This window comes from Geobacillus sp. FSL W8-0026, assembly GCF_037966255.1.
GTDB lineage: Bacteria > Bacillota > Bacilli > Bacillales > Anoxybacillaceae > Geobacillus > Geobacillus icigianus.
Genome location: NZ_CP150194.1, coordinates 3042328 through 3065912, shown reverse-complemented (window position 1 = coordinate 3065912; position 23585 = coordinate 3042328). Strand labels below are relative to the sequence as shown.

General features: G+C 49.6%; 22 protein-coding genes and 1 pseudogene. 19 read left to right on the top strand and 4 right to left on the bottom strand.

The window, feature by feature from the left end:
- Nucleotides 1–107 precede the first annotated feature (107 nt).
- The 9 genes from NST29_RS15395 (at nt 108) to NST29_RS15355 (ending at nt 8216) form a co-directional block, all read left to right on the top strand.
- Complete coding sequence (locus tag NST29_RS15395) at nt 108–500, top strand: 5-carboxymethyl-2-hydroxymuconate Delta-isomerase (RefSeq protein ID WP_033020439.1); 393 nt, start codon at nt 108–110, stop codon at nt 498–500.
- A gap of 13 nt (nt 501–513) precedes the next feature.
- The gene (gene hpaE, locus NST29_RS15390; protein WP_033020437.1) at nt 514–2025 is read left to right on the top strand and encodes a 5-carboxymethyl-2-hydroxymuconate semialdehyde dehydrogenase; all 1512 of its coding nucleotides are present in this window, start codon (nt 514–516) and stop codon (nt 2023–2025) included.
- A 39-nt stretch (nt 2026–2064) separates the two neighbouring features.
- Nucleotides 2065–2712 carry a GntR family transcriptional regulator gene (locus NST29_RS15385; RefSeq protein WP_033020435.1) on the top strand — a complete coding sequence of 216 codons (648 nt, stop codon included), beginning with the start codon at nt 2065–2067 and terminating at the stop codon, nt 2710–2712.
- A 154-nt stretch (nt 2713–2866) separates the two neighbouring features.
- Nucleotides 2867–4039 (top strand): ABC transporter substrate-binding protein, encoded by a 1173-nt coding sequence (locus NST29_RS15380; RefSeq protein WP_033020433.1) that lies wholly within the window; start codon nt 2867–2869, stop codon nt 4037–4039.
- A 61-nt stretch (nt 4040–4100) separates the two neighbouring features.
- Nucleotides 4101–4982 (top strand): branched-chain amino acid ABC transporter permease, encoded by an 882-nt coding sequence (locus NST29_RS15375; protein WP_033020432.1) that lies wholly within the window; start codon nt 4101–4103, stop codon nt 4980–4982.
- Nucleotides 4983–4995: 13 nt separating this feature from the next.
- A complete protein-coding gene (locus NST29_RS15370) occupies nt 4996–6060 on the top strand; it encodes a branched-chain amino acid ABC transporter permease (protein WP_033020431.1) in 1065 nt (354 codons plus the stop codon).
- Nucleotides 6057–6827, top strand: a complete 771-nt coding sequence (locus NST29_RS15365; protein ID WP_033020429.1) for an ABC transporter ATP-binding protein — start codon at nt 6057–6059, stop codon at nt 6825–6827. Before NST29_RS15370 ends, NST29_RS15365 begins: the two co-directional genes overlap by 4 nt.
- The gene (locus NST29_RS15360) at nt 6827–7552 is read left to right on the top strand and encodes an ABC transporter ATP-binding protein (protein WP_033020426.1); all 726 of its coding nucleotides are present in this window, start codon (nt 6827–6829) and stop codon (nt 7550–7552) included. The genes NST29_RS15365 and NST29_RS15360 overlap by 1 nt, the downstream gene beginning before the upstream one ends.
- A 196-nt stretch (nt 7553–7748) precedes the next feature.
- Nucleotides 7749–8216: a flavin reductase family protein gene (locus NST29_RS15355; RefSeq protein ID WP_033844772.1), complete on the top strand. Its 468-nt coding sequence runs from the start codon at nt 7749–7751 to the stop codon at nt 8214–8216.
- 205 nt (nt 8217–8421) lie between these two features.
- Here the strand turns inward: NST29_RS15355 and NST29_RS15350 are convergent, their stop codons facing one another.
- A complete protein-coding gene (locus NST29_RS15350; protein WP_033843116.1) occupies nt 8422–8985 on the bottom strand; it encodes an FAD-dependent oxidoreductase in 564 nt (187 codons plus the stop codon).
- Nucleotides 8986–9647: 662 nt separating this feature from the next.
- Between NST29_RS15350 and NST29_RS15345 the strand changes: the two genes are divergently transcribed.
- From NST29_RS15345 to NST29_RS15300, 10 genes and pseudogenes are all read left to right on the top strand, one after another.
- A complete protein-coding gene (locus NST29_RS15345; protein WP_153017176.1) occupies nt 9648–11438 on the top strand; it encodes a pyruvate kinase in 1791 nt (596 codons plus the stop codon).
- 560 nt (nt 11439–11998) lie between these two features.
- Nucleotides 11999–12211: an uberolysin/carnocyclin family circular bacteriocin gene (locus NST29_RS15340; RefSeq protein WP_033843117.1), complete on the top strand. Its 213-nt coding sequence runs from the start codon at nt 11999–12001 to the stop codon at nt 12209–12211.
- Between the two features lie 76 nt (nt 12212–12287).
- Nucleotides 12288–13946, top strand: coding sequence for a hypothetical protein (locus NST29_RS15335; protein WP_061912684.1), 1659 nt, complete (start codon nt 12288–12290; stop codon nt 13944–13946).
- Nucleotides 13946–14674 (top strand): ABC transporter ATP-binding protein, encoded by a 729-nt coding sequence (locus tag NST29_RS15330; protein ID WP_051985126.1) that lies wholly within the window; start codon nt 13946–13948, stop codon nt 14672–14674. The genes NST29_RS15335 and NST29_RS15330 overlap by 1 nt, the downstream gene beginning before the upstream one ends.
- 448 nt (nt 14675–15122) lie before the next feature.
- Nucleotides 15123–15299: pseudogene (locus tag NST29_RS15325) on the top strand (transposase); the annotation flags it as partial.
- Between the two features lie 206 nt (nt 15300–15505).
- Nucleotides 15506–16069 carry a biotin transporter BioY gene (locus tag NST29_RS15320; RefSeq protein ID WP_033018537.1) on the top strand — a complete coding sequence of 188 codons (564 nt, stop codon included), beginning with the start codon at nt 15506–15508 and terminating at the stop codon, nt 16067–16069.
- Nucleotides 16070–16075: 6 nt separating this feature from the next.
- Nucleotides 16076–16792: a dethiobiotin synthase gene (gene bioD / locus NST29_RS15315; protein WP_339232381.1), complete on the top strand. Its 717-nt coding sequence runs from the start codon at nt 16076–16078 to the stop codon at nt 16790–16792.
- Nucleotides 16782–18161 carry an adenosylmethionine--8-amino-7-oxononanoate transaminase gene (gene bioA / locus NST29_RS15310; protein ID WP_033018539.1) on the top strand — a complete coding sequence of 460 codons (1380 nt, stop codon included), beginning with the start codon at nt 16782–16784 and terminating at the stop codon, nt 18159–18161. Before bioD ends, bioA begins: the two co-directional genes overlap by 11 nt.
- Nucleotides 18162–18712: 551 nt before the next feature.
- Nucleotides 18713–18889: a hypothetical protein gene (locus tag NST29_RS15305; RefSeq protein ID WP_165570910.1), complete on the top strand. Its 177-nt coding sequence runs from the start codon at nt 18713–18715 to the stop codon at nt 18887–18889.
- A gap of 100 nt (nt 18890–18989) precedes the next feature.
- On the top strand, nt 18990–19124 hold the full coding sequence (locus tag NST29_RS15300; protein WP_255358742.1) for a hypothetical protein: 135 nt from the start codon (nt 18990–18992) through the stop codon (nt 19122–19124).
- A 289-nt stretch (nt 19125–19413) separates the two neighbouring features.
- Here NST29_RS15300 and NST29_RS15295 read toward each other — a convergent pair whose 3' ends face one another.
- The 3 genes from NST29_RS15295 to NST29_RS15285 are packed head-to-tail and all read right to left on the bottom strand — an operon-like array spanning nt 19414 to nt 23066.
- Nucleotides 19414–20481 (bottom strand): Ger(x)C family spore germination protein, encoded by a 1068-nt coding sequence (locus tag NST29_RS15295; RefSeq protein ID WP_033018542.1) that lies wholly within the window; start codon nt 20479–20481, stop codon nt 19414–19416.
- On the bottom strand, nt 20478–21566 hold the full coding sequence (locus NST29_RS15290; RefSeq protein ID WP_033018543.1) for a GerAB/ArcD/ProY family transporter: 1089 nt from the start codon (nt 21564–21566) through the stop codon (nt 20478–20480). The genes NST29_RS15295 and NST29_RS15290 overlap by 4 nt, the downstream gene beginning before the upstream one ends.
- A gap of 21 nt (nt 21567–21587) precedes the next feature.
- Nucleotides 21588–23066 carry a spore germination protein gene (locus NST29_RS15285; protein WP_033018544.1) on the bottom strand — a complete coding sequence of 493 codons (1479 nt, stop codon included), beginning with the start codon at nt 23064–23066 and terminating at the stop codon, nt 21588–21590.
- Between the last annotated feature and the right edge of the window lie 519 nt (nt 23067–23585).

The window sequence follows — 23585 nt, the reverse complement described above, 5'->3', positions numbered from 1 at the left end:
TAGACGATGACCAACGCTTTGTTTTGCCTTGTCAATTACATTGAATAGCAGGCAGCGCCCGGCAGAAAGCGTGGCATCGGGCGTTCAGAGCGAAAGGGGAGAGGATCGTGCCGCACTTTGTCTTAGAATACACGGCCAATCTCGGCGAAGAGGCCGATATTCGCGGCTTGCTTGAAAAAGTTCACCGTGTGCTGATCAAGCGGAGCGATTGGTTTCCCGTCGGCGGCATCCGCTCGCGCGCCATTCGGCTTGACGAGTACTATGTGGCTGACGGGGCCGAAGACGATGCGTTTGTGCACGGGACGCTGAAAATTGGCGCCGGGCGTCCGGAACAGGTGAAAAAAGAAGTCGGCGACGAGCTGTTTGCCGTGATGAAAGACCATTTCGCCCCGCTGTTTGCCAAACGCTATTTGGCGCTGTCGCTTGAGCTGTATGAATTCAGCGAGGCGGGGACGTATAAACACAACAACATTCATGCGCGTTATCGAGCGCAGCGGTGATGGGGGGAAACGAATGGCAGTGCAACCAAAAGTGCTTCATTATATCAATGGGCAGTTTGTGGAAGGGGCAGCCGGTCTGTATTTCACCAATATCAATCCGTTTACGAACGAACCGATCAACGAAGTGGCCGAAGGACGAAAGGAAGACATCGACGCGGCGGTCCGGGCGGCGAAAGAGGCGTTTGATCACGGGCCGTGGCGGACGATGCCGGTGGAGCAACGGCTTCGTTATCTGTTCCGCATCGCGGAGTTGATCGAACAGCGGGCGGACGACATCGCCTATTTAGAGGCGCTTGATACCGGCATTCCGATCAGCCAAGCGAAAAAACAGGCCGCCCGCGCGGCGGAAAACTTCCGCTTTTACGCGGAAATGGTGAAAACGCGCCTTGTCGGCGAAGCGTACCACGTCCATGGTCAGTTTGTAAACTACACCGTCCACAAGCCGGTCGGCGTGGCCGGGCTCATCACGCCGTGGAATACACCGTTTATGCTCGAGACGTGGAAAGTCGCTCCAGCGCTGGCGACTGGCAACACGGTCGTCTTGAAGCCGGCCGAATGGTCGCCGTTGACGGCGAATCAACTGGCGGAAATCATCGATGAAGCCGGGCTGCCGCGTGGGGTGTTCAACGTCGTGCACGGGTTTGGCGAAACGGCGGGCGCCGCGTTGGTCGCCCATCCGGACGTGCGCCTCATCTCGTTTACCGGCGAGACGACGACCGGCATGGACATCATCCGCAACAGCGCCGCGACGTTGAAAAAAACATCGATGGAGCTTGGCGGCAAGTCACCGCTCATCGTGTTCGCCGATGCGGATCTCGAACGGGCGCTTGATGCGGCCGTTTGGGGTGTATTTTCGCTCAATGGCGAGCGGTGCACGGCCAACTCGCGGCTTTTGCTCGAGCAGGCGATTTACGACGAATTTGTCGCCCGGCTGAAAGAGCGCGTCGACCGCATCGCCATCGGCGACCCGATGAACCCAGCGACCGAACTGGGGCCGCTGATTCACCGCGATCATTGGGAGCGGGTGAACCGCTATATAGACATCGCCAAGCAAGAAGGGGTGGACGTCTATGCCCCCGGTGTTCCGAACGGGTTGGAAAACGGCAATTTTGTGCCGCCGACGCTGCTGCTGAACTGCCATAACGGCATGAAGGTGGCGCAGGAAGAGATTTTCGGACCGGTGATGGCGGTCATGTCCTTTGCGGATGAAGAAGAGGCGATCCGGCTGGCGAACGATGTGAAATACGGATTGGCGGCATACGTCTGGACGAACGATCTAAAGCGCGGCCACCGCGTCGCCCAAGCGATCGAAAGCGGGATGGCATGGGTCAACTCGCCGAACGTCCGCGATTTGCGCATCCCGTTTGGCGGGACGAAATACAGCGGCATTGGCCGCGAAGGCGGGCATTACAGCTTTGATTTCTATACGGAAGTGCAGGTCGTCCACGTTGCGGTCGGCGACCCGCCGATCCCCGCGTTTGGCAAGGGGGGGAAACGGACCGCCTTGTCTGCCGAACAGGCATGACGACTAGTCAACCTATATGATCTAGTCTATGATAGACGTATGGGAACGAAGGCGAAAAACAAAACACAGTTGGCGTATGAGTATATGTTGTCCCGCATTGAAAGCGGCGTTTATGGCCCGGGATACCGCGTCGTCATCGACCAAATCGCCCGCGAGCTCGGGTTAAGCAGCATCCCGGTGCGCGAGGCGATCCGCCAGCTTGAGGCGGAAGGGCTTGTCGAGTTCAAGCCTTATGCAGGTGCTGTGGTCAGCACCATTAACGAAAACGAATATGTGGAGACGTTGTCCGTGCTGGCGGTTCTGGAAGGCTATGCGACCGCGCTTGGCTCCGCCAATTTGAAGAAGGAGGCGATCAACGAGCTTGAGCGGTTGAACGAACGGATGGAGCGGGCGCTTGAAGAGCTGGAGCTGGAACGGTTCAGCGAGCTGAACTATGAATTTCATGCTTTGATTTACGCCCATTGCGGCAACGCCTACCTTGAAGAGCAAATCAAGCAAATTTGGCAGCGGATGAGGCGCATCCGCTTGTACGGATTCACATTTGTTCCTCAGCGGGCGAAAGCATCGATCGAAGAGCATCGAGAGATCATCCGCCTGCTACGGGAACAGGCGCCGGCGCATGACATCGAACAATACGTCCGCCAGCATAAACTAAACACCGCCGAGGCGTTCAAGCAGCGGCGCTGACCACGAGTCTGACCCCAAAGGATGGTTTTCGGCAGACACTCGAGAGAAGTGATGCTGTTCTCCTATAGGGAGGTAAACAAGGTGTCCCCATTCTTTTGGGGCACCTTCCACAAGGGTTTTGAAAACGTTATCAATAAGAAAGGGGGAAATCAACATGAAAAGGAGAATGTCTCTTTTCATGACAGCATTGTTGCTCGTGCTCCTTGTCGCTTGCGGGAAGACAACGACATCTGGAAATGGAGGGGACGAAATCAAAATCGGCGCCATTTTCTCGGCCTCAGGTGGAGCGGCGCCGCTCGGCAAGCCGGAGATGGAGACGGTCAAAATGCTTGTTAAGCAATGGAACGAGCAAGGCGGCATAGATGGAAAGAAAATCAAGCTGATCGCCTATGATGACAAGTCCGACCAAAACGAGGCCGTATTATCCGCGAAAAAACTCATCGAGCAAGACAACGTGACAGCCATCATCGGCGGCACGATCAGCGGAAACTCCTTAGCCATGATCCCACAAATCGAAAAGGCAGGCATTCCGTACATTTCCCTCGCAGCAAGCAAACAAATCGTCAATCCAAGCGATGGATCCTCACGTCATTGGACATTTAAAACCGCTCAAGGAGACAATATCGTCATCCAGAAGCTGCTTGGTTTTTTAAAAGAGAAACGCTGGCTGAACGTCGCCTGGCTGAACGTCGCCAATGCATACGGAACGAGCGGACATGAAGAGTTTGTGCATTATGCCCCGGAATATGGGGTGAAAGCCGTCATCGAAGAGGAGTTTGAGGCGACGGTCGATGACGCCAAAGCGATGTTGACAAAGGTGAAAAAAGCGAATCCGCAAGCCATTATCGTATGGGGAACGGCGCAGGAATCGGCGGTCGTCACGAAAAACATCCGCCAGTTGGGCATTGCGGCGCCGATTGTGGAAAGCCACGGCATCGGCACGAAAAGCTTTATCGACTTGGCCGGTGAGGCGGCCAACGACGTATGGTTCCCCGCCGGGCGCATTTTAGTGGCGGATCAGCTTCCGGACAGCGACCCGCAAAAAGAAACGCTGCTAAAATACAAACAAGATTTTGAAAAAGCGTACGGCTATGCGCCGACCACATTTGGCGGACATGCGTGGGATGCGTTTCACTTGTTGGCCAACGCGATCAAAGAAGGAGGCACTGAGAAAGAGAAAATACGGTCGGCTCTGGAGAATACAAGAAAATTTATCGGCATTTCAGGCGTCTTCCATATGTCAAAAGACGACCATACAGGGCTTGACGCCGACAGTTTAGTGATGGTGCAAATTCAGGATGGAAAGTTTGTGCTCGCGGAGCAGTAAACAGGGAATGAGGTCGCTAATTCCCTTTTGTTCCATCTAACCGTTGAAGGAGGGACGGGGCATGGAAGCGTGGAGCCAGTTTGTGCAGCTGTTGTTTTCTGGGCTGACAGTCGGCAGTATTTACGCGTTGGTGGCGCTCGGATTTGTCATTACGTACAGCGTGACCGGCATTTTAAATTTGGCTCAAGGCGATTTCGCCATGTTAGGGGCGCTGTTTTGCGTTACGCTCGTCAACGACGGCGTGCCGTTTGTGCTCGCGATTGGGCTCAGCATTGTGGCGGTGATGGCAATCGGCGCGCTGTTTGAGCGGCTGGCGATTCAGCCGGCGCGCCGATCGCCTGTCGCGGTGCTCATTATCATTACGATCGGGGCGTCGTTTGTATTCCGCGGAATTGCCCTGCTCGTTTGGGGGACGAATCCGTACGCGCTGCGCCCTTTTACGGGCCATGGGGCGCTTGAGGCGTTTGGAGCGGTCATCCAATGGCAAAGCGTCTGGGCGATCATCCTTTCGCTCGCGAGTTTTGCCGCCTTGCATCTGTTCTTTCACCGAACGTACATCGGCAAGGCGGTGGCCGCCTGCGTCATCAACCCGTTTGCCGCTCGGTTGATGGGGATTGACATCCGCAAAATGTCGCTTGGCGCGATTGCCGCCAGCGCTGGTCTGGGGGCGCTCGCGGGAATCGTCATCGCCCCGATTTCCGGCGCTTCTTATGATATGGGGATGATGATTGGGCTGAAGGCGTTTATTGCCGCTGTTGTCGGGGGATTGACGAACGCCCCGGCTGCGATCGCCGGCGCGTTTCTCGTCGGGCTGCTTGAATCATTTGCGGAAGGATACTTGTCCTCGGGATACAAAGAAGCGATCAGCTTTGGGCTGTTGCTGCTTGTGCTGTTTTTCATGCCGAACGGGCTGTTTGCCAAGATGACAGGAAAGCGGGTATAAGGGGGACGGATGGATGGAGCACGGTCAACGAATGACGGATGGACGAAAACGATGGCTTTGGCTTGCCGGCGCAGTCGTTTGGCTCGGTCTCCCCTGGCTCGTTTTCGGCAATAACTACGTGCTAAGCACCCTTGTTCTCATCGGGCTGTATGCGCTCGTAGGCACAGGGATGACGCTGTTGATGGGGTATGCGGGCCAAATTTCGCTCGGCCAGGCGGCGTTTTACGGCATGGGGGCTTACACGTCCGCCTATTTGACGGCGCACGCAGGATGGCCGGCTTGGTTGGCGTTGGTTGCCGGTGCGGCATTGGCCGCTTTGGTGGCGCTTGTCGTCGGCATTCCGGTTTTTCGGCTGCGTGAACATTATTTGGCATTGGCGACGTTAGGCTTTGGCGTCATTATGTTTACATTTTTTAAAGAATGGAAAGGGATCACAGGAGGGCTGAATGGCTTTTTTGGCATCCCTCCAATCCGTATCGCCGGGATTCCGCTGCAAAGCGATTGGCAGTTTTACTACCTCGTTTCGTCGTTTGTTCTGGCCGGGGGATGGTTTGCCCGCAATGTTGTCCGCTCCCGGGTCGGAAGGGCGCTGCGGGCGATTCATGGAAGCGAAGTGGCGGCAAGCTCGCTTGGGGTGAACATTACGAAATACAAGCTGCAAATTTTTATACTCAGCGCTGTTTACGCTTCGGTGGCGGGGAGCTTATACGCCCATTACGTTACGTTTATCAATCCGGATTTATTCGGCATCATTCCTTCGATTTACTTTTTAATCATGGTGATCATTGGAGGGACAGCCAGTGTATGGGGAGGACTCGTCGGCGCTGCCGTATATGTCTGCTTAGGAGAATGGCTCAAAGCGGTTGTTCCGTTGTTGTTGCCGAATGCCGGTGGAGAGTTTGAAATTGTCTTTTTTGGCTTGTTGCTCGTCATCATGTTGATTTACATGCCGAACGGGTTGACAGGTGTCGCGCCCCAAGGATTGAGGCGGTGTTGGAAAACAAGTTGGCGTCAATCTGAGCGGGCGACGGCTGTCGACAGCCATAAGGCCCGTTCGATTGGAGGGGAGCAGGGATGAGCGCCATGTTGCTCGAAGTGGAGCAATTGTCGAAGTCATTTGGCGGCATTCAGGCGGTGCAGAACGTGTCTTTTTACGTAAAAAAAGAAGACATCGTCGCGGTGATCGGGCCGAACGGGGCAGGCAAAACGACCTTGTTCAATATGATCAGCGGTATTGTTCCGCCGACAAGTGGTTTCGTTCGTTTTCAAGGAGCCATAGTCAGCGGCAAACAACCGCACGAACTGGCGATGTTGGGAATGACAAGGACGTTTCAAAACTTGCAGCTGTTTGCCGATATGACGGTATTGGAAAACGTGATGGTCGGATTTCATTCACGGTTGAAGAGCGGAATCGTGAGCGCCGGTTTTCGGTTGCCGCGTACGGTGAAAGAAGAAAAGCAAGCGCAGGAACAGGCGTTTTTCTGTCTCGAGCAGGTCGGCTTGGCCCATCTCGCCTGGGAGCGAGCAGGCACGCTGCCATATGGGATGCAGCGGCTTGTGGAGATCGCCCGCGCGGCTGTATCCCGTCCTTCGCTCATTTTGCTTGACGAGCCGATGGCCGGCTTGAACCCGCAAGAATCGAAGCAGCTCGTTGACGTGTTGCTGATGATGAGGGAACAAGGCTTTAGTTTTTTGTTCGTGGAACATGATATGGAAACGGTGATGGCGATCGCCGACCGGATCGTCGTCCTCGATTACGGCAAAAAAATCGCCGAAGGAGCACCGGAAGAGATTGCGCGGCACCCTGATGTCATCAAGGCGTATTTGGGAGAGGAGGCGGTTTGATGCTGACGCTTCGCAACGTTCATGTCCACCACGGCCATTTGCACGTATTGAAAGGAATCGATTTGCACGTCGGCCAAGGAGAAATCGTGGCGATTGTCGGCGCCAACGGGGCGGGCAAAAGCACGCTGCTCGGCACGATGGCCGGCGTCTACGCTCCAACCGAAGGGGAGATTCTTTTTGAACAGAAACCGCTTCCCTATGGAAAGGCGGAGAAAATCGTTGACCAGGGCATTTGCCTTGTGCCGGAGAGGCGGCAAATTTTTGACAGTTTGTCCGTGAGGGATAACTTGCTGCTGGGGGCGTATCGCCGTCACCGCCGCGACGGACAGGAAGTGAAGCGCGACTATGAGCGGGTGCTTGAACTGTTCCCGAAACTGCAAACGATGCTCGACCGTCCGGGAGGACTATTAAGCGGCGGCGAGCAGCAAATGCTGGCCATCGCCCGCGGGTTGATGGCGAGACCGAAGCTGCTTTTGCTTGACGAACCGTCGTTAGGGCTGGCTCCGCTTGTGGTCAAGGAAGTGATGGGGATGCTGACGCAGCTCTGTGATCAATTTCAGACGTCCATGATTCTTGTCGAGCAAAACGTGCGGGCTGCGCTGCAGATCGCGGATGAGGCGTATGTGTTGGAACGCGGTCAGATCGTGATGCACGGAAAGGCCGCCGAGCTGCTTGCCGATGAGCGGGTGGCGGAAGCGTACCTTGGAGCGGCAGGCCGCCGATGACAGCTGGATACCGTCGTTGTTTCTTTCCTTTGTTTCTGCTATGATGGGGGTAGATTTGCCCGCATCCTAGCATGAATAGGAGCAAAATGCCGGACGAAGCGGCCGGACTGTAGAAACATCAAGAAGGAAAAGCCGCCTACACGCCAGCGGAAGGCGCAGGATGGCTGATCATGAAAAGGGAAGGACGGGAGAACGGATGGATGATCGGATGTTTCGCAGAGCGATGGGAAAATTTGCGACCGGCGTGACGGTCGTGACGACGGAATTTCAAGGGGAAGTGAAAGGGATGACGGCGAATGCGTTTATGTCCGTTTCACTCGATCCGAAGCTGGTCGTCGTCTCGATTGGTCATAAAGCACGAATGCATGACATTGTCAAGCAAACAGGAAAATTTGCCGTCAACATTTTGCGCCGCGATCAGGAAGAGCTGTCGCGCTTGTTTGCCGGCCAGTTGAAAGAAGAGCGCCCCGTTTCGTTTGAGTGGGTGAACGGCCATCCGCTTTTAGCGGAGGCGTTGGCGAATATTTTATGCAACGTCCACAGCGCGCACGTCGCTGGCGATCATACGTTGTATTTTGGCGAAGTCACCGATATTATCATGAAAGACGAACCGGGCGATCCGCTCTTGTTTTTCGAGGGCCAATATCGAAGCATTGGTCAGTAAAAACGCGGACAGGGTTCAAGTGACTTTTCCAAGTTTTCTGCCAATATCGAAGCATCGGCCAGAAAATAGCCTATTCGGCGGCAGTCTCAGCTATAGAAACCGCGCCATCGGGGCGCCGGTGAGGAAGCGGAGTGCCGCTCGCTGCCAAACACGGATCAGCCAAGGAAAAGAGGACGTCTCTACTATGAGACGCCCTCTTTTTGTGTTATGGTTTCAATACATCATGATCGACGTACCGTTCGCCGTTCAACTCGCTGATGACGTTGATGGCGACTTTTGCCCCGTCGCCCGCGGTGATGATCGTATGGACGCTGACGCCTGCCACGGTGCCGGCTGCCCAAATGCCGTCGATGTTCGTTTTGCCGTTGGCGTCGACGTCAATCACTGTTTTAATGCGCGGCTCCGTGCCCGGTTTTGTGCGCAGGCCGATTTTTTCCGCGAGGTCGGTGGCGACGCCAGTGGCGAAAATGACGTGTTTCGCCTCATAGGAGCCGCTGTCCGTTTCGAGGCGGAAACCGCTGTCTGTTTTTTGCACGTTCGTCACTTGCGTTTCCACCAATTCGGCACCGAATTTGGCTGCTTGCCGTTTTCCCGTTTCGACCAAGTCCGGTCCGCTGATTTCCGGAACACCGTAATGGTTTTCCACCCAAGCGCGCTTTGTCATGCCTTTGTCGTTGTCAAACAACACCGTTTTCTTTCCGGCTTTGGCGGCGAAGATCGCGGCGCTCGCTCCCGCTGGGCCAGCACCGATAATGGCGATATCGTACATGGCTGCTTCCTCCTTTGTTTGAATATTGGGACTACCTTTACTGTAGCATAGATGGAAACAGAGTCCAAATCATCTGCTTTTATTTTAAATTGATTATTATTTTATATTGAATTTAAATTAGTCCTTGATTATAATAAAAGTAACGCGATGGAAAAGGGGAGAAGATCGATTGAACAAGACGATCATTTGCCAACAATGCGGCCAGCCGTTGCGGCGGTTGAAGCATTCATGGCTTTGCCAATGCGGAATGAAAATCGTTCTTCATCGATGAAGCGGGAAGGCTGCCTGAGCCGGCTGTCGGGCTGTTTTGGGAGGCGGATGCAAACCCGCGGGTCCTCTTCATCGATGCGACAACGGGTGAAGAGCAGTATGGACGGGACAAGACTTTTCTATTTGAGAAATTGGCATACCCACTTCCATGATCGTCCTTTTGGAAAAACGGTGAACAACGCCGATCCTCCGGAAATCGATGAGGTTGGATGAGAAGCCACCCCGTGGTTGATTAAGTTTTTTTCAATTGAACAAGCCATCTATGAATGCAATCCCCTTTTTTAGAGAAAAACGCGAAACCGGCGAAGCGCCGGTTTTTTTCTGTCTTGATGGAGAGGAAGGGCGAATATATACAAAGTAACCCCCCATTTTTCATAAGGTTGGTGCCGGTTATGCATGATAAGCCCGATTTTGGAAAGCAGTTGGCCGCGTTTTATCGTGCGATGGCTGAGTGGGTGGAACAAAAGCGTAGTCATATGCCGCAGGTGTTCCATGAGGAAAGCCGGGATCAGCTGCTCGCTTATATCTACGCGCGGGAGCATATGCCCGCCGATGTAAGAGAGACGCTGGCGGAGTACGGATGGCGGTTAGAAGGACAGGAAGGCCATTTTCTTGACGTGCTGGAACGGATATTGGCTTGTTGGCATCTGCCTACACAAAGCGGGCAAGCATGGCAAAAAGTGACGAAAACAAGAGCGCACGAGCTCATTCGCCAACGGGCTGCTGCGGTGTTGGGAAGTTCTTCTTCCGATCGGCCAACTCGCATCATGGTAACGATGGATGCTGCATGGGTCGATGAACCTGGACTGATTGAACGGTTGCTTCTTTGTGGAATGGACATCGCCCGCATTAATTGCGCTTACAGCTCACCGGACACATGGGAGGCATTGATCGCGATCATTCGACAGACAGAGAGAATGCTAGCTCCGCAGGGAAGGCGATGCCGCATCTATATGGATTTGCCGGGTCCAAAAGTTCGAATTGACCGTTTGGCGGTTCAGGATGGGCCGATGAAGCTAACAGTGAAAGAAAATCAATACGGTGAGTCCGCCGAGCCATTGACCGGCCTCCTTTCGTTTTCTGCCGTTCCATCGTTGTCTTCGCTGCCGCGCGAAGTTTCCTTTGTTTGGAAGTTGACGGCAGACGATGAGGAGGCAGTCGCAGAAGGGGATGAGCTGCTTTTTACCGACGTGCGCGGCAAAAAGCGGTCGTTGCAGGTGATGAGATCGATCGCTCCGTCTTGCTTTGTCGTTCGTCTTTTCCAGACGGCATACGTCCAAAGCGGAATGAAATTGCGACGCGGATCGACTTCTTTCACGCTTTCTTCTGCTTTGTGTCTGCCTAAACGCGCGCTCGTTACAGCTGGCACACCGTTGCATATTTATTTCCACGAAGCGGCGCTCTTCTCCTCGTCTAGTGACCATGGAGTGAAACTGACGACAACGTTGCCGAAGGCGTGGCGTAATGTACGAACCGGGGACCGTCTTTATTTCAATGATGGCCGTATTACGGCGCGGGTTGTCAAGGTAGGGGAGGGGCATGTAGAAGCCAAAGTCATTGCCGATGGCGGAAAACGGAAGGCGATCAAGCAAGGGACGGGTATCCATCTTCCTGATTCTTTCTGCCATTTGGCTGTTCCACCGCTCACTGACCGCGATTTGGAATGGCTCCCGTTCATCGCCAAATGGGCCGACATCGTCGGTTTGTCGTTTGTTCAGGCTCCGCACGATGTACGGAAGCTCCACGGTTTGCTGGCCGAGCAGGGCGCCGGTTCTTTGCCGGTGATTGCCAAAATTGAAACGCGCGCGGCGCTGCACCAGTTTGTCCGTATTTTGCTTGAGGGACTGAAGCTGCCGGCGTTCGGAGTGATGATCGCCCGCGGCGACTTGGCGCTGGAGATCGGATTTGAACATCTCGCTGCTATGCAATGTGAGATGTTGTCGCTCTGCCGGGCGGCCCACATCCCGGTCATTTGGGCGACACAAGTGCTGGAGCAAATGGCGAAAAAAGGGGTTCCGTCGCGCCCGGAACTTTCGGATGTGTTTCTCGGCAAGCAGGCGCAATGTATCATGCTAAACAAAGGAGCACATATCGCTGAAGCGGTCCGCTTATTGGCGTTTTTGCTTGCAAACGAAGACAGCCATATCGGGCATTGGACGGATCGGCTCTCGTCTTTAGAGTAAACGGCCTTTGGTAAACGACCTAGGAGGTCGGTGATGTAGTGCAAAATACTGCTGATTCCATCCATTTCTCAATTAGAGAAACCTAGTGGAATCAGCTTTCTTTTCTGAATGAAAACGCCGCCGATTGGTATGTGACAGCGGTTTTTCATCAGCCTTCTAGCAGGACGGTGATTTGCTTGAAAAACGTCAAAACCAATCAAATAATGTAAATATAAAACCGATAAGATAAGGAGATTTTCTCTTTCTATATAAAACTGAATATTGATTCTATTCCACGAAGGAAACTAACCCCTATCCTTTCCAAAATCTATTTCAGAGATACACTATCTTACATTACACAAACTTGACACTACCAAAATTTATGTTAAAATATTAGTAGATTTTAGATAAAAAGGTAGAAATATAGGAAAATAAGTATTTGAAGGTCCTTCACCAAAAGTTGTACTTGATTTTTTCATCACACATCTTACTTATGCATCCACCAAAGAACAGGAAACCAATCATTTTTTGCCTACACCTGTTCAGAGAAGTGCATCGTCTGTCAAGTACACGTTGTGGTGATGAACCTATTTGAATTAGTGGCTTCGATGGGCATTTCGAAAGATACTGCATGGAAGGTAGTTGATCTTGTCAATGCAGGTGCATCTATTTGGACAATTGTTAGTGTCATTTTAGCTGGCGGTGGAATTATCGCAATGGGATACGCAGCCCTTGTGTATCTCATTAAAAAACGGATCGAAGAGGCGGGAGCAGCTGCGGCTGTAAGTTGGTAATCACCTAAAATTCGTGGAATCGTCTACTATTGATGGACGATTCCACGCCTTAGAATGCAAGTGAGGTGTTCATATGATGAGGATGATGAACTTCTTAAGGCTTATCAAAATGCAGCACATTCTCCATTTTCGATGGATTGTAAACCAAATGAATCCGTATATAGTTGTTACAAAAAGAAAATTATTATCCTTTTTTTTGATCATACCTTTTGCGATTGGAATGATAATTTATTTTTTCTTAAAAGGTTTATTTTATTTGATGTTATCAAACGATTTTCAACCGACAAAGGAACAAGTTGAAGTTACTCTGTCATTTTTATATTTAGCGCTATTCTGGAGGTTGCTCACGCATTCATACCGAGAAGTTTTTTTAAGAGCGTTTTACTCAAACGATTATAAATTTTTAACCATACATAACAATGATATGATTTCAATCAGGTTAGCCAAGTTGGTAGATGCATTTTTCCTGAATATCATTTTTTTTACGCTTCCTTTTTTTGTTGGTGCTTCCCTTGCTTTTAATCATGTTTTCATAGGGTATCACATCCATATAATGTACTATATATTAGATACTTTTCTCGTGATTGGGTTAGCGTTAATCACAAGAATGCTCATTATGTCGCTTTCCGGTTTACTAAAGCAACAAAAATCATCAAAAGCTAGGAGTTGGTTTGTTTCTTTGCCTTTTTATTTCGTAAGGCTAGGGATTACAGCATTGGTTGGCTACTTTTCGTTTTATATTATTTACAACTCTTCAGCAATGAAAACTATCCTTAAAAAATTCCAATCGTTCGAATGGTTTACCGGATTGATCACTAGTTTATATTTCCCAACTAATTGGGTGCTACAAGGTTTGTATATCCCATTTATCATCCTCCTTTTATTCGGTATTTATGTATTATTGTGGATTCATAAGAAGTTTAAAGGAGCAATTCTCGGAACAGATTCGATTCAAAGAGGGAATTTTACTATCCCTAATCTTTTATTTGAAAAAACTAACTCTAAATTAGGAAATTTGTTTTATAAAGATCTACTTCTTCTCGTTCGCAATCGCGAGCTAGTGTTACCACAATTGAAATTGTTTCTCACTTTAGCTGCATTGTTTTTTGGAATAAGCCTAGCTGTTAGTGAACTTGGATGGTTTAGAATAGATGCGGTATCTTTTTCGACCATTGTTGTTTTTCAATTATTAGTCACCGCTTTTGCTGGCAATATGGTAACCCGTGTAACAAGTATTGACGCAGAAGGGAAAATGATCAAAGTCCTATTGATTCATTTGAAAAATCCATTCAAATTATTTCAGGCTAAATTTATTCTGCACTTTTTATTTCTACTGCTTATTAATTTTATGGTTTCCTTAATATTTACCATTGCTATTAAAGCGAATGTAAAAGTTATCACATTTGGTTTTGTTAGTTTATTATTAATATCTATTGTATCGAGTTTAAGTTTTCTTGTTGCTAATGTCATATTTCCACGATTTGATTGGGAAGATGAATCAAGGATCGGTACTTCTGATAAGGCGAATATTTTGGAGTCAATTATTTTGCGGATTTATGAACTGATAAATATAACTGTTTTTGGTACTTCGGGTGCTTTTTTGTATGCTCATCGATTAAACGAGCAAACATTCTTTCAGTATTCAATCGGATGTATCCTGCTAACAAGTTTATCGTGGAGCGTGATTTTACTCATAGTAATGAGATATCCTTGGTGGAAAGGATGGAAAATATAATGGGACAATTATCGCTTGAAAATGTGAGTGTTCAATACCAAGGTGCTGATTCATTCGCAATCGAAAATATAACGTTTACACTGAATAAAGGAGAAATTGTTGGGCTCTTAGGACATAATGGAGCGGGAAAAACAACCACGCTTGAATGTTTAGCTGGTTTACTACAGCCTACCAAGGGTGTCCGAAAGGTGACAGGAAAGCTTGTATACATTCCTTCAGATTTATATCTATATAATATGCTAACGGTTGAGGAAACGTTGTTGTTTGTTGGAAGGCTACACGGCATGCTCAAAAAACAAATTATAGAACGTGCCGATTTTCTGTTGGAAGTATTTGATTTGAGTGAGAAGAGACATATTTACACCAAAGAATTATCATTTGGCATGAAAAATAAATTAGCTCTAATTACTGGGCTTTTGCCAGACCCGCAAGTGTTATTGCTAGATGAGCCTATGACAGGATTTGATGCCCTATCAACCAAAAAAACAAAAGACTTCCTGTTGCAATTTATGAGTAATGATAAAACGATCTTGTTATCTTCGCACAGACTCGATATTGTGGAAGATTTATGTGAGCGAATATTGGTAATAAATAAAGGAAAGCTAATTTTTGACGGGGATATATTGACTCTTAAAAAGCAACAAAATGTTGATTCAAATTTAGAATCCGCTTTATTAAAGCTAACTGATCCTGATCAAGGCGAAGAAAACTCGTTGCTGCTTAAGTGAATAAACGTTTTAGAAATGATGGCTATAAAGATTTTGGATTCTTCACCAAAAGTTGTACTTGATTTTTTGCATATCCCTATTTACACTTTTTGAAAAAATAAGTAAACGGATGATTTTGGAGCATCTTTGTACAGGAAACCGCATTGTTTGTCAAGTGATATTGTGATCATAAACCATATTTCGGCAACTCTAAATTAGTGCAATAAAGTTTTGTGTGTTTGCGAAACCTCAGTTCGACAGTTTTGAGATCATTTTAGGCAAATGAAAATGACCAAAATGCTGTGATATCAAGGGTTTCGTGATGCGGACCTAGAAAAAACACCGCATTTCATAGGCAAACGACTTTCTTATTTTAACTTTTAAAAGAGCTGAATATCATTACATACATATGTACATGCGACGGGTTACACGCAAAAAGAAGGATGGAATCACCGTAGCTTACCTCCATCATGAATCGTGGCCGAACGTAAGAGATGAATGTGAGCGTCTTATGCTTGGACATTTTTCTCCAAAAAACGGCGACCTTAATCAACGAACCGAACTGACGACTAAACAGACTCAATTCTTTGTGGCTCTAGGGCTGGAGCCTCCTCCGAAGATTCTAGGCATCCATCCTCGCACCTAGATACACGCCCAACGTATGCCCCAATGCCTCTCGTCCCTTGGGTATCAAGGGATGAGGGGCATTTTGTTTGCCTAGTCGCTGTCGAACTCGGGTCCACTGTGCTTTCGCTTTTTTATACCTTAAATGTAAACCGAATTATAAATACGGTTTACAAAATAGAAGCCGTTCCGATAAAATAGAAGCAATAATGGGAGAGGAGGGGAAAGATGCACATTCGTTCCTGGATTTGGGCGGCGCTGTTTGCGGCGTTGACGGCCGTGGGCGGAATGATCAAAATTCCGGTGCCGTATGTGCCGTTTACGTTGCAAATCGCTGCGGTGTACTTGGCCGCGTGCTTGCTTGGGCCGAAAATCGGTGCGCTCAGCCAGCTGTTGTACGTGTTGGTCGGATTGGCGGGGGTACCGGTGTTTGCTGAAGGGGGAGGGCTCGGTTACATCTGGAAGCCCACTTTCGGCTATTTGCTTGGATTTATCGCTGGGGCGTACACAAGCGGATGGCTGATCGAACGTTTTCGTTGGACGAAAGGGGGGCAATTGTTTGCCGCCAATCTTGCTGCCTTGGTCGTCGTGTATTTATGCGGGGGCCTTTGGTTGTACGGCGCGATGAAATGGATCGTGGAAAAACCGTTGACCATCGGGCAAACGATTTGGTTTGGCGTGTTGCTTCCGATTCCTGGGGATCTCATTCTTTGTGCGGCCTGTTCGCTTGTCGCTGCGCGTGTTTGGCCTCGCGTTCGGCCGGTCATGACAACAGAGCGGTTAGGGGGATGATCGACGATGGGAACGGCGTTGTTCATAACGGGAACAGGGACTGAAATCGGCAAGTCGGTCGTGACATCATTGATCGCGTTGGCGCTAGAGCGTCTTGGTTGTTCAACTTGCGTGTTCAAGCCGGTCCAAACCGGGATGGCTGACGATGGAATTTCGTTTGCCGAGCAGCATTGGTATCAACAAGTAGTTCAGCTTTCGCGTTTTGAAGGAATGTACCGCATGGAGCCGGCGATGTCCCCGCATTTGGCAGCGGCGCTGACCGGCACTTCTATCGAGGCTGAGCGGATCGCTGAACGGTTGGCAGCGCTGCGGCAACGCTATGATGTCGTGCTTGTTGAAGGAGCGGGGGGACTGGCTGTTCCGTGGTGCGAGCGCGGCGGACGATGGTACATGACGAGCGATTTTGTTCGTGACTATGAGCTGCCGGCGATTCTCGTGTCGCTCTCAAGTCTCGGTGCGATTCACCACGCGGTGACGACGGCGGCGTATGCGGACGCACAACACATTCGTTTGCTCGGTCTTGTGTTCAATCAGTTTCAGGAGCGAGAGATCATCCATCAAAACAATGTCGAAACGATCGCCGCTTTGCTGCAGCTGCCGGTGCTGGCGACGGTGCCGCGCCTGCCGACGGTATCTAGAGCGGAGCTGGAATCTTTAGCGGTCCAATGGATCGAACAAGGAAAGGCGAAACCACTGCTGGAGGTGCTGGGCGTTGGTGTATAGTTATGCGCAATTGGAACAATGGGACAAACAATATGTTTGGCACCCGTTCACGCAAATGAAGCAGTACGTCAACGAGCGGCCGCTCATCATTGAGCGCGGCAAAGGCAGCTATTTATATGATGTGAACGGTCGCCGCTATCTGGATGGGTATGCATCGCTTTGGGTCAATGTCCACGGCCATAACGATCCGGAGCTGAATGCGGCGCTTTCTGAGCAATTGGAGAAGATCGCCCATTCGACATTGCTTGGTTCGGCGAATGTGCCGTCGATTTCGTTGGCCAAACGGCTGCTTGAATATTGGCCGCACATGTCAAAAGTGTTTTATTCCGATACCGGGGCGGCCGCGGTGGAAATTGCCCTCAAAATCGCTTATCAATATTGGAAAAACCTCGATCCGGTTCGGTATGCGACGAAAAACAAGTTTGTCTCATTGAAAGAAGCGTACCATGGCGATACGGTCGGAGCGGTGAGCGTTGGCGGCATGGAGACGTTCCACCGCATTTTCGCACCGCTCCTGTTTGAGCGAATCGAAGTGCCGGCGCCGTATGTGTATCGCATGGAGGAGTACGGAAGCGAACAAGACGTTGTCCGCCATTGTTTGAATGAGTTGGAACGTGTGCTTGCCAGCCAGCACGAACACATTGCCGCCGTTATTGTCGAACCGCTCGTTCAAGGGGCGGCGGGAATCATTGTTCATCCGCGCGGGTTTTTGAAAGGAGTGGAGGCGCTTTGCCACCAATACGGGACGCTCCTTATTTGCGACGAGGTCGCCGTTGGTTTTGGCCGCACCGGAACGATGTTCGCTTGCGAACAAGAAGAGGTCGCCCCCGATCTTGTCTGTCTCGGCAAAGGGATTACCGGGGGATATTTGCCGCTCGCGGCAACGCTCGTCACTGAAGAGGTGTATGCGGCGTTTCTCGGCGATGTGGAGGAAGACAAAACGTTTTACCACGGCCATACATACACGGGGAATCAACTGAGTTGTTCCGTGGCGTTAAAAAATATCGAGCTCATTGAAGCGCGCGGCTTGCTTGACGATGTGCAGCGAAAAGCGCGCCGCCTAGCTGGTTGGCTTGAGCGGCTGTATGACATCCCGATCGTTGGCGACATTCGGCAAAAAGGGTTGATGTGCGGTATTGAAATCGTGAAAAACCGACGAACGAAAGAAGTGTTTCCGCGCGCCGCGATGTTGGAACATCGGATCATTCTTGAGGCGCGCCGAAGAGGGCTTGTCATTCGCCCGCTCGGCCCGGTGTTGACATTCATTCCGGTTCTGGCGATGAGCGAAGCGGAAATGGAGGAGGCGGTGCGCATTTTGTATGATTCGATCGTCTGTTTGTACGAGCAAGCGCGGGCGGAGCTTGGCTGAGCGGGCGTCGGGTGGGATCCGGACGGCCTGGCATGGCGCCGCTAGGCTGAACGACTTTTCCCTTCGCTGACTCATTTCGCTTATTTGGTTTCCCTCCGTTTGCGCTCGTTTTCGAATGCATGAGGATGTCCGAAAAAGGCTAGGACATCCTCTTCGGTTATATATACGTGCTGACTGCTTCGGCCCCACGATATGTGGTGCCTATCTCAAAGGCGGACAACCTTTTGGGGCAGCCCGATGGAAGGGGGCATGACGCAGCACTATTTTGCCAACCGCCCCGGCAGTGTCGCTCCTGCGTTTCCTCTGTTCACTCAGCGAACGGGGGAAACAGCGGTTTTTCACCTGCCCCCTAGCAGGTTGGTGAAAACCTCTGTTTGCCTTGATCGGCGATGGAACGCGTGAACATAGAGGCTGATGCAACAAGGTTTTGCAAATGGAACATTGTAAAGCCATAAACAAGATGAAATCGCCTGCCTCCTAGGTACTAGCCTAGGCAGCGGGCGATTTTCCTGCATACAGTGGGACTAAAGCGAGTGAAAGGAGGAAGGCGAATGAGTCATTTTCAGGTGGCCGATGAGCGCATTTGGCGTCCGTGGTGGTTTTGGCGGCCGTATGGGTTCCCGTTTTTTGGCGCTCCTTTTTTTAGTGGGTTTTTAGGGGGCCTGCTTGGCAGCGCGTTGTTCCCGCCGTTTTTCTATCCGTATTGGTATGGCCCGATTTGGTGGTAAGAAAATGAAAAGGGGTGGGCGGACGGCCCACCCGCTTTTTTGTTCGGTACATATGAATAAAGTAAAGCCTTCCATTCCGTAATGAAAGGAGAGGAACACGATGCCGTTTCCAGGCTTGCTGTTTGGCGCCCCATTTGTCGGCGGATTTCTGGGCGGTCTGCTCGGCGGCGCCTTGGCTCCGCGCCCGTTTTACCCGTACCCGCCTTATCCTCCGTATCCCGGCTGGTGGTATTAAGCAAACGATGCCAGAGGGGGTGTCCCAAAATGATCGGGACACCCTCTCTCATCGCCAGATAAGTAGCCGCTTCTTTGTCACGCTTTGTGTCTTTCTTGAGGGGAGATCGCTGTTGGCGCCCCTAGTTGTCGCTAGTTATCACCGCTGAAAGTCACATGGCGTTGGCGAGGTGTGCGGTGAAACAGGGGCCATCTGCTCGCTTGCGGCGCGGGCGTTTTTGTTCGCGAACTCGGGCGGCGCCTGCCGGCTTGGAAGCGGGGCTGTGAACGGTTCGCGGCGGTCGGGAAGGTTACTCAATAATGCCGGTGTCACGGATGCGGACGTCGGCGGTGACATGGACGGGCAAATCGCGATATCGGCGATAGAAATCGCGGTAACGGAATCGGCGGTAGTGGCTTTTGGCCCATTCTCCGATTCCTATAGGATCGATCTGTTGTTGCTGAAAACGTTTGATCAGCTCGCTTGTTTTCTTTTTGATTTCCTTCTCAAATTGCCGTTCAATGAGCGGACGGATCGATGGCGAAAAAGGCGTTGGTTTGTATTCCCGGACCACTCCTTCAAGAGACAAATGAATGTGGACATGTGGTTGGGTTTGAGAACCGGAAAACGAAATGTTGCGGCTGGTAGCAATATTTTTAATAGAGATGTACAAGTTGTGATCGATGCGTAACGTATGTGTCCCTTCCGTATAAGCATCGGTTAAAATTTTGAAAAAAAACAAATCGTTTCGCTGGATGTAATCGACAACTCGATCGCCCCGAAATAGAGCGATTCCCTGAATATAAACATTTTTCCCCGCTCGGCGAATGTAAGGCAAAAAAGGGTCTTGGCCGTCAGCGTAGTAGGCTTTCAAGAATAAATGCAAATTTGTCTTTGGAATGTCACGCTGTTCAATATTATGTTTCAGCAAATTCGACAAGTAGATTGCGTTCCCTTGCCGCCCGTAATGCCCTTTCAACAGCCGTTCTGCTGTTCCGTCAACCACTGCTAAGTAAAGTCCCGTTCCGATACTTGCGTCTCGATGAAAATGATCAACAAAAGGAAAAATTCCTTTTTCTGCCAACCGCTTTCCATACAATAGGATTTCAATGCTGCCGTTGACTAACGGTTCGGAAGCTTGGTGCTGGAGCTCTTCCAACAGATCATTGACACTGATCGACACGCTAGTGAGTGTTTTATTGGTAGTTTCCTCTTTCTTATAAATTGGAATGAGAACGGTGCCTCTAATCTTGCTGGCACCAGCGTCGTCCAATCCGATGGCGCTTTCGATGCTAATGTCATCTAAAATTTCTTTGCGCAGGCAGCCAGAGAGAAGGGCAGCCACTAGAGCGATCCAAAGCAGCGCTGTTCGCTTCATTGTGCATCTCTCCTTTTGGTGCGAACATAAGTGAGTATCGCCAAAAACGGTATCCATGCATAAAGAAAATAAAATCCTACTTTGCTTATAACTTCGTTGATCGTATTTACTCCGGTTCGATCTTGAACGGCAATAATAGCGGCGAAACAAATACAGGTGATTACAAGCAGCGCGTATTTTTGTTGGATTGGGAAAATGTGTGTACACAAGCGCGAAGAGCACCATAATCCTAAGCAAACGTTAGGCAAAATGACAAGCAGCCAGTTGGCGATGCCGATATACTCGAACCGTTCGATAAAAGGCATTTCGACCATTTTCCACATCGTTAGTGTCGCCCACACTTGGCGCTGCAGCTGTTTTTCGCTAAAATACGCCAAAGTCAGCACGGTCAGTAGCGTGTAAAACAGGGTAGTTGACAGCAAAGCAGCATGTCCCCATTTGCTGGATTGTTGCCCGTTTTTTAAAAAAGGATAAAAGAGCAGTATTGTTTCATAGCCCAGCATCGTTAAGGTCATTTCTTTGGCCGCTTTAAGTATCGAGGGCAAAGGATGATCCAGCACCGGGAGAAGCTGACGGAAATTGGTGTACTCCAACACAGATCCAAAGGTAAAAAGCAAATAAAACGGAATAATGAGACAAAAAAAGCAGACGCCCACGACGACGCGGAACCCGTTGCGCGTGATATATAAGCATAGAAGTAAAAAGGCTAGCGCAAATTCCCATGTTCGCAAATCCGGAAACATCCACACTTGGATCACTTCGATGTACGTTCGCAGTACGACGAAAGACATCGAAGCGAAATAGATGGTCAAAGCCAATAACAAGACATTGCCAAGCCATCGGCCAAATAATTGATGGTGCAGATGGATGAAATCACCGTTGGCTTTTTGTAATATCCAATACATTAATGCTAAAATTAAATGCCCTCCGGCGCCGGCGACTAAGACAGAAATCCATGCATCATGGCCGGCAGTTTGAGCAATAATCCGTTGGAAACCAAGGACGCCCACCCCGATTTGCATGGACATAATAATATAAAAAACCATAAATGGGGAAATTTTTGATCGTTCTGTGATCAATGACATCTGCCCTCCTCCAGTTTTGATCTATTCATCTATGTTCTCTATATCTCGTTTCGCTTTGGCTTTGTCGCTATTAAAGCGAAGCGGTTGTTTTGGGCGCAATGAAAGGGGTCTTTTTGCTTGCTCGGAAAACGGGAGACGAATGAACGCATCTTTCCAATCACCCCAACGTGGCGGAAACAAAGGAGAAAGAAACGGTCGCCCCAGAGAAGTCAAGGATAAAAGATGCGTCATCAAAATGCAAAAGCAAAACGCTACCCCGAGCAGCCCCCACATTTCTGCAAACAGCAAAAATGGAAAGCGAAGCAAACGAATGGTGTTGCCCATTTTATATACGGGAGTGGTAAAGGAAGCCAAGGCCGCCAAGGCGACTAAGATGAGCAGGACGTTGCTCGTCAACCCCGCTTCCACGGAAGCAGTCCCGATGACGATCCCGCCGACGATCCCGATCGTTTGGCCGACTTTGGTCGGCAGTCGAGCTCCCGCTTCGCGAAGCAACTCAATCGTCAACTCAAGAAACAGCACTTCGATAATCGGAGGAAATGGAATTTCCTTTCGGGACGTGATTAGAGTGCCAAGCAAATCTTTTGGAATGAGTTCATAATGATAATTTAAGGTCGCTACGTAAATCGGTGTAATCAAAATAGAAAAAGCGACAGAAAACAGACGAATCAGACGAAAAAAAGAAGCGATAATCCAGTTTGAAAAATAATCTTCAAAAGAAGAAAAAAATTCAACCAAAGTTGTAGGACCGATGAGTGCATGTGGCGAACCGTCCACCATCACGGCCACTTTTCCTTCAGCGAGCACGGCTGCTACGCGGTCCGGGCGCTCGGTATCAAGCAGTTGAGGAAATAATGAATGCCGGTTGTCGCAAATGATTTGAACAATATATGAACTGTCAATGACCTCGTCGAATTCTATGGTCTGAATACGTTGTATAACCGTTTGCACATTTTCTGGATCAGCGATGCCATCCACATATACAACAGCTAATTTCGTCTGAGAGAGCGAGCCGACCCGGAATAAATTGACGGTTAATCGCTCGCTCGGAATGCGTTTGCGCACCAAATGCAAATTTGTTTCCAACGATTCGATAAATGATTCTTTCGGACCTACGACGCTGAATTCTACCTCAGGAATCGTCAATGTCCGCTCGATTTTCTTTTGCGCTTTGACTAAGAGAACGAGATCGTCTTGTTCGATCAGCTGAATGGCTAAATAGCCCTCAAGCAATTTTTGCTGGACGTCGCGAGGAGCGGAAGAAAGGTGTGCGTCTTCCAAAGGTAGAACATCGGCGAGATGCTGCAACGAAGTAAAAGGATAATGAATCAAATAAGGATATAAATATTTGACCATCATATCGATATCAACCAATGACTCGATATAAAATACTGATACGCTCTGTCCCGATGACTGGTTTTGGTACACCTTAGTTTGAAAATCGCGCGAGCGCTTCAATAACGTCAAGATCTTGCATATCGATTCGGTTGGTGAGGCCATCTTCCTTTCCCCCTTTGCCTAGAAGGCTGGTGAAAAACCGCTGATTTCCTTCATCAATGGGAGAATGAGCGAAAAGCAGGCCCGATACAACAAGGGTTTTTCTAATTGAGAAATAACATTGTAAATCCGTATCCACGAGTAAATCACCAGCGTTCTAGGAGGTTGGTCATTTTTTGATACAGCTATGCAATGTCATTTTTAATTAGAAAAACCTTGTCGCCTTGATCCTGTTTTTCATGTGTTCTCCTTGATGAAGCGAATGAGCGTTTTTTTGACCGACCTTCTATATAAGTTGAAATTTTGTTTTACATCCCACTGATTCCTCTCATATCAACTTGTATTTAGATGAAACCCTTAACAAAAAATGAAAATTCTTTATTACAACTTATATAGCCATGAAAAAATTTACGTCTTCATCCACCAACAGGTGCAAAGACAGCGACTAACGGAAACGTTCGCTATACCACACTTGGCGGCCCATCATGTTCTAGTCGAATGCCCTTCATCTTTCATAAAGTA

Excerpts from the sequence above, each read along its gene's own strand:
- NST29_RS15335 (WP_061912684.1), top strand. The coding sequence starts at position 12,288 with ATGAGGATGATGAACTTCTTAAGGCTTATCAAAATGCAGCACATTCTC.
- NST29_RS15285 (WP_033018544.1), bottom strand. The coding sequence starts at position 23,066 with ATGGCCTCACCAACCGAATCGATATGCAAGATCTTGACGTTATTGAAG.
- NST29_RS15305 (WP_165570910.1), top strand. The coding sequence starts at position 18,713 with ATGAGTCATTTTCAGGTGGCCGATGAGCGCATTTGGCGTCCGTGGTGG.
- NST29_RS15355 (WP_033844772.1), top strand. The coding sequence starts at position 7,749 with ATGGATGATCGGATGTTTCGCAGAGCGATGGGAAAATTTGCGACCGGC.
- NST29_RS15360 (WP_033020426.1), top strand. The coding sequence starts at position 6,827 with ATGCTGACGCTTCGCAACGTTCATGTCCACCACGGCCATTTGCACGTA.
- NST29_RS15380 (WP_033020433.1), top strand. The coding sequence starts at position 2,867 with ATGAAAAGGAGAATGTCTCTTTTCATGACAGCATTGTTGCTCGTGCTC.
- NST29_RS15320 (WP_033018537.1), top strand. The coding sequence starts at position 15,506 with ATGCACATTCGTTCCTGGATTTGGGCGGCGCTGTTTGCGGCGTTGACG.
- NST29_RS15330 (WP_051985126.1), top strand. The coding sequence starts at position 13,946 with ATGGGACAATTATCGCTTGAAAATGTGAGTGTTCAATACCAAGGTGCT.
- NST29_RS15345 (WP_153017176.1), top strand. The coding sequence starts at position 9,648 with ATGCATGATAAGCCCGATTTTGGAAAGCAGTTGGCCGCGTTTTATCGT.
- NST29_RS15365 (WP_033020429.1), top strand. The coding sequence starts at position 6,057 with ATGAGCGCCATGTTGCTCGAAGTGGAGCAATTGTCGAAGTCATTTGGC.
- NST29_RS15340 (WP_033843117.1), top strand. The coding sequence starts at position 11,999 with ATGAACCTATTTGAATTAGTGGCTTCGATGGGCATTTCGAAAGATACT.
- NST29_RS15385 (WP_033020435.1), top strand. The coding sequence starts at position 2,065 with ATGGGAACGAAGGCGAAAAACAAAACACAGTTGGCGTATGAGTATATG.
- hpaE (WP_033020437.1), top strand. The coding sequence starts at position 514 with ATGGCAGTGCAACCAAAAGTGCTTCATTATATCAATGGGCAGTTTGTG.
- bioD (WP_339232381.1), top strand. The coding sequence starts at position 16,076 with ATGGGAACGGCGTTGTTCATAACGGGAACAGGGACTGAAATCGGCAAG.
- NST29_RS15300 (WP_255358742.1), top strand. The coding sequence starts at position 18,990 with ATGCCGTTTCCAGGCTTGCTGTTTGGCGCCCCATTTGTCGGCGGATTT.
- NST29_RS15350 (WP_033843116.1), bottom strand. The coding sequence starts at position 8,985 with ATGTACGATATCGCCATTATCGGTGCTGGCCCAGCGGGAGCGAGCGCC.
- NST29_RS15290 (WP_033018543.1), bottom strand. The coding sequence starts at position 21,566 with ATGTCATTGATCACAGAACGATCAAAAATTTCCCCATTTATGGTTTTT.
- NST29_RS15295 (WP_033018542.1), bottom strand. The coding sequence starts at position 20,481 with ATGAAGCGAACAGCGCTGCTTTGGATCGCTCTAGTGGCTGCCCTTCTC.
- NST29_RS15375 (WP_033020432.1), top strand. The coding sequence starts at position 4,101 with ATGGAAGCGTGGAGCCAGTTTGTGCAGCTGTTGTTTTCTGGGCTGACA.
- NST29_RS15370 (WP_033020431.1), top strand. The coding sequence starts at position 4,996 with ATGGAGCACGGTCAACGAATGACGGATGGACGAAAACGATGGCTTTGG.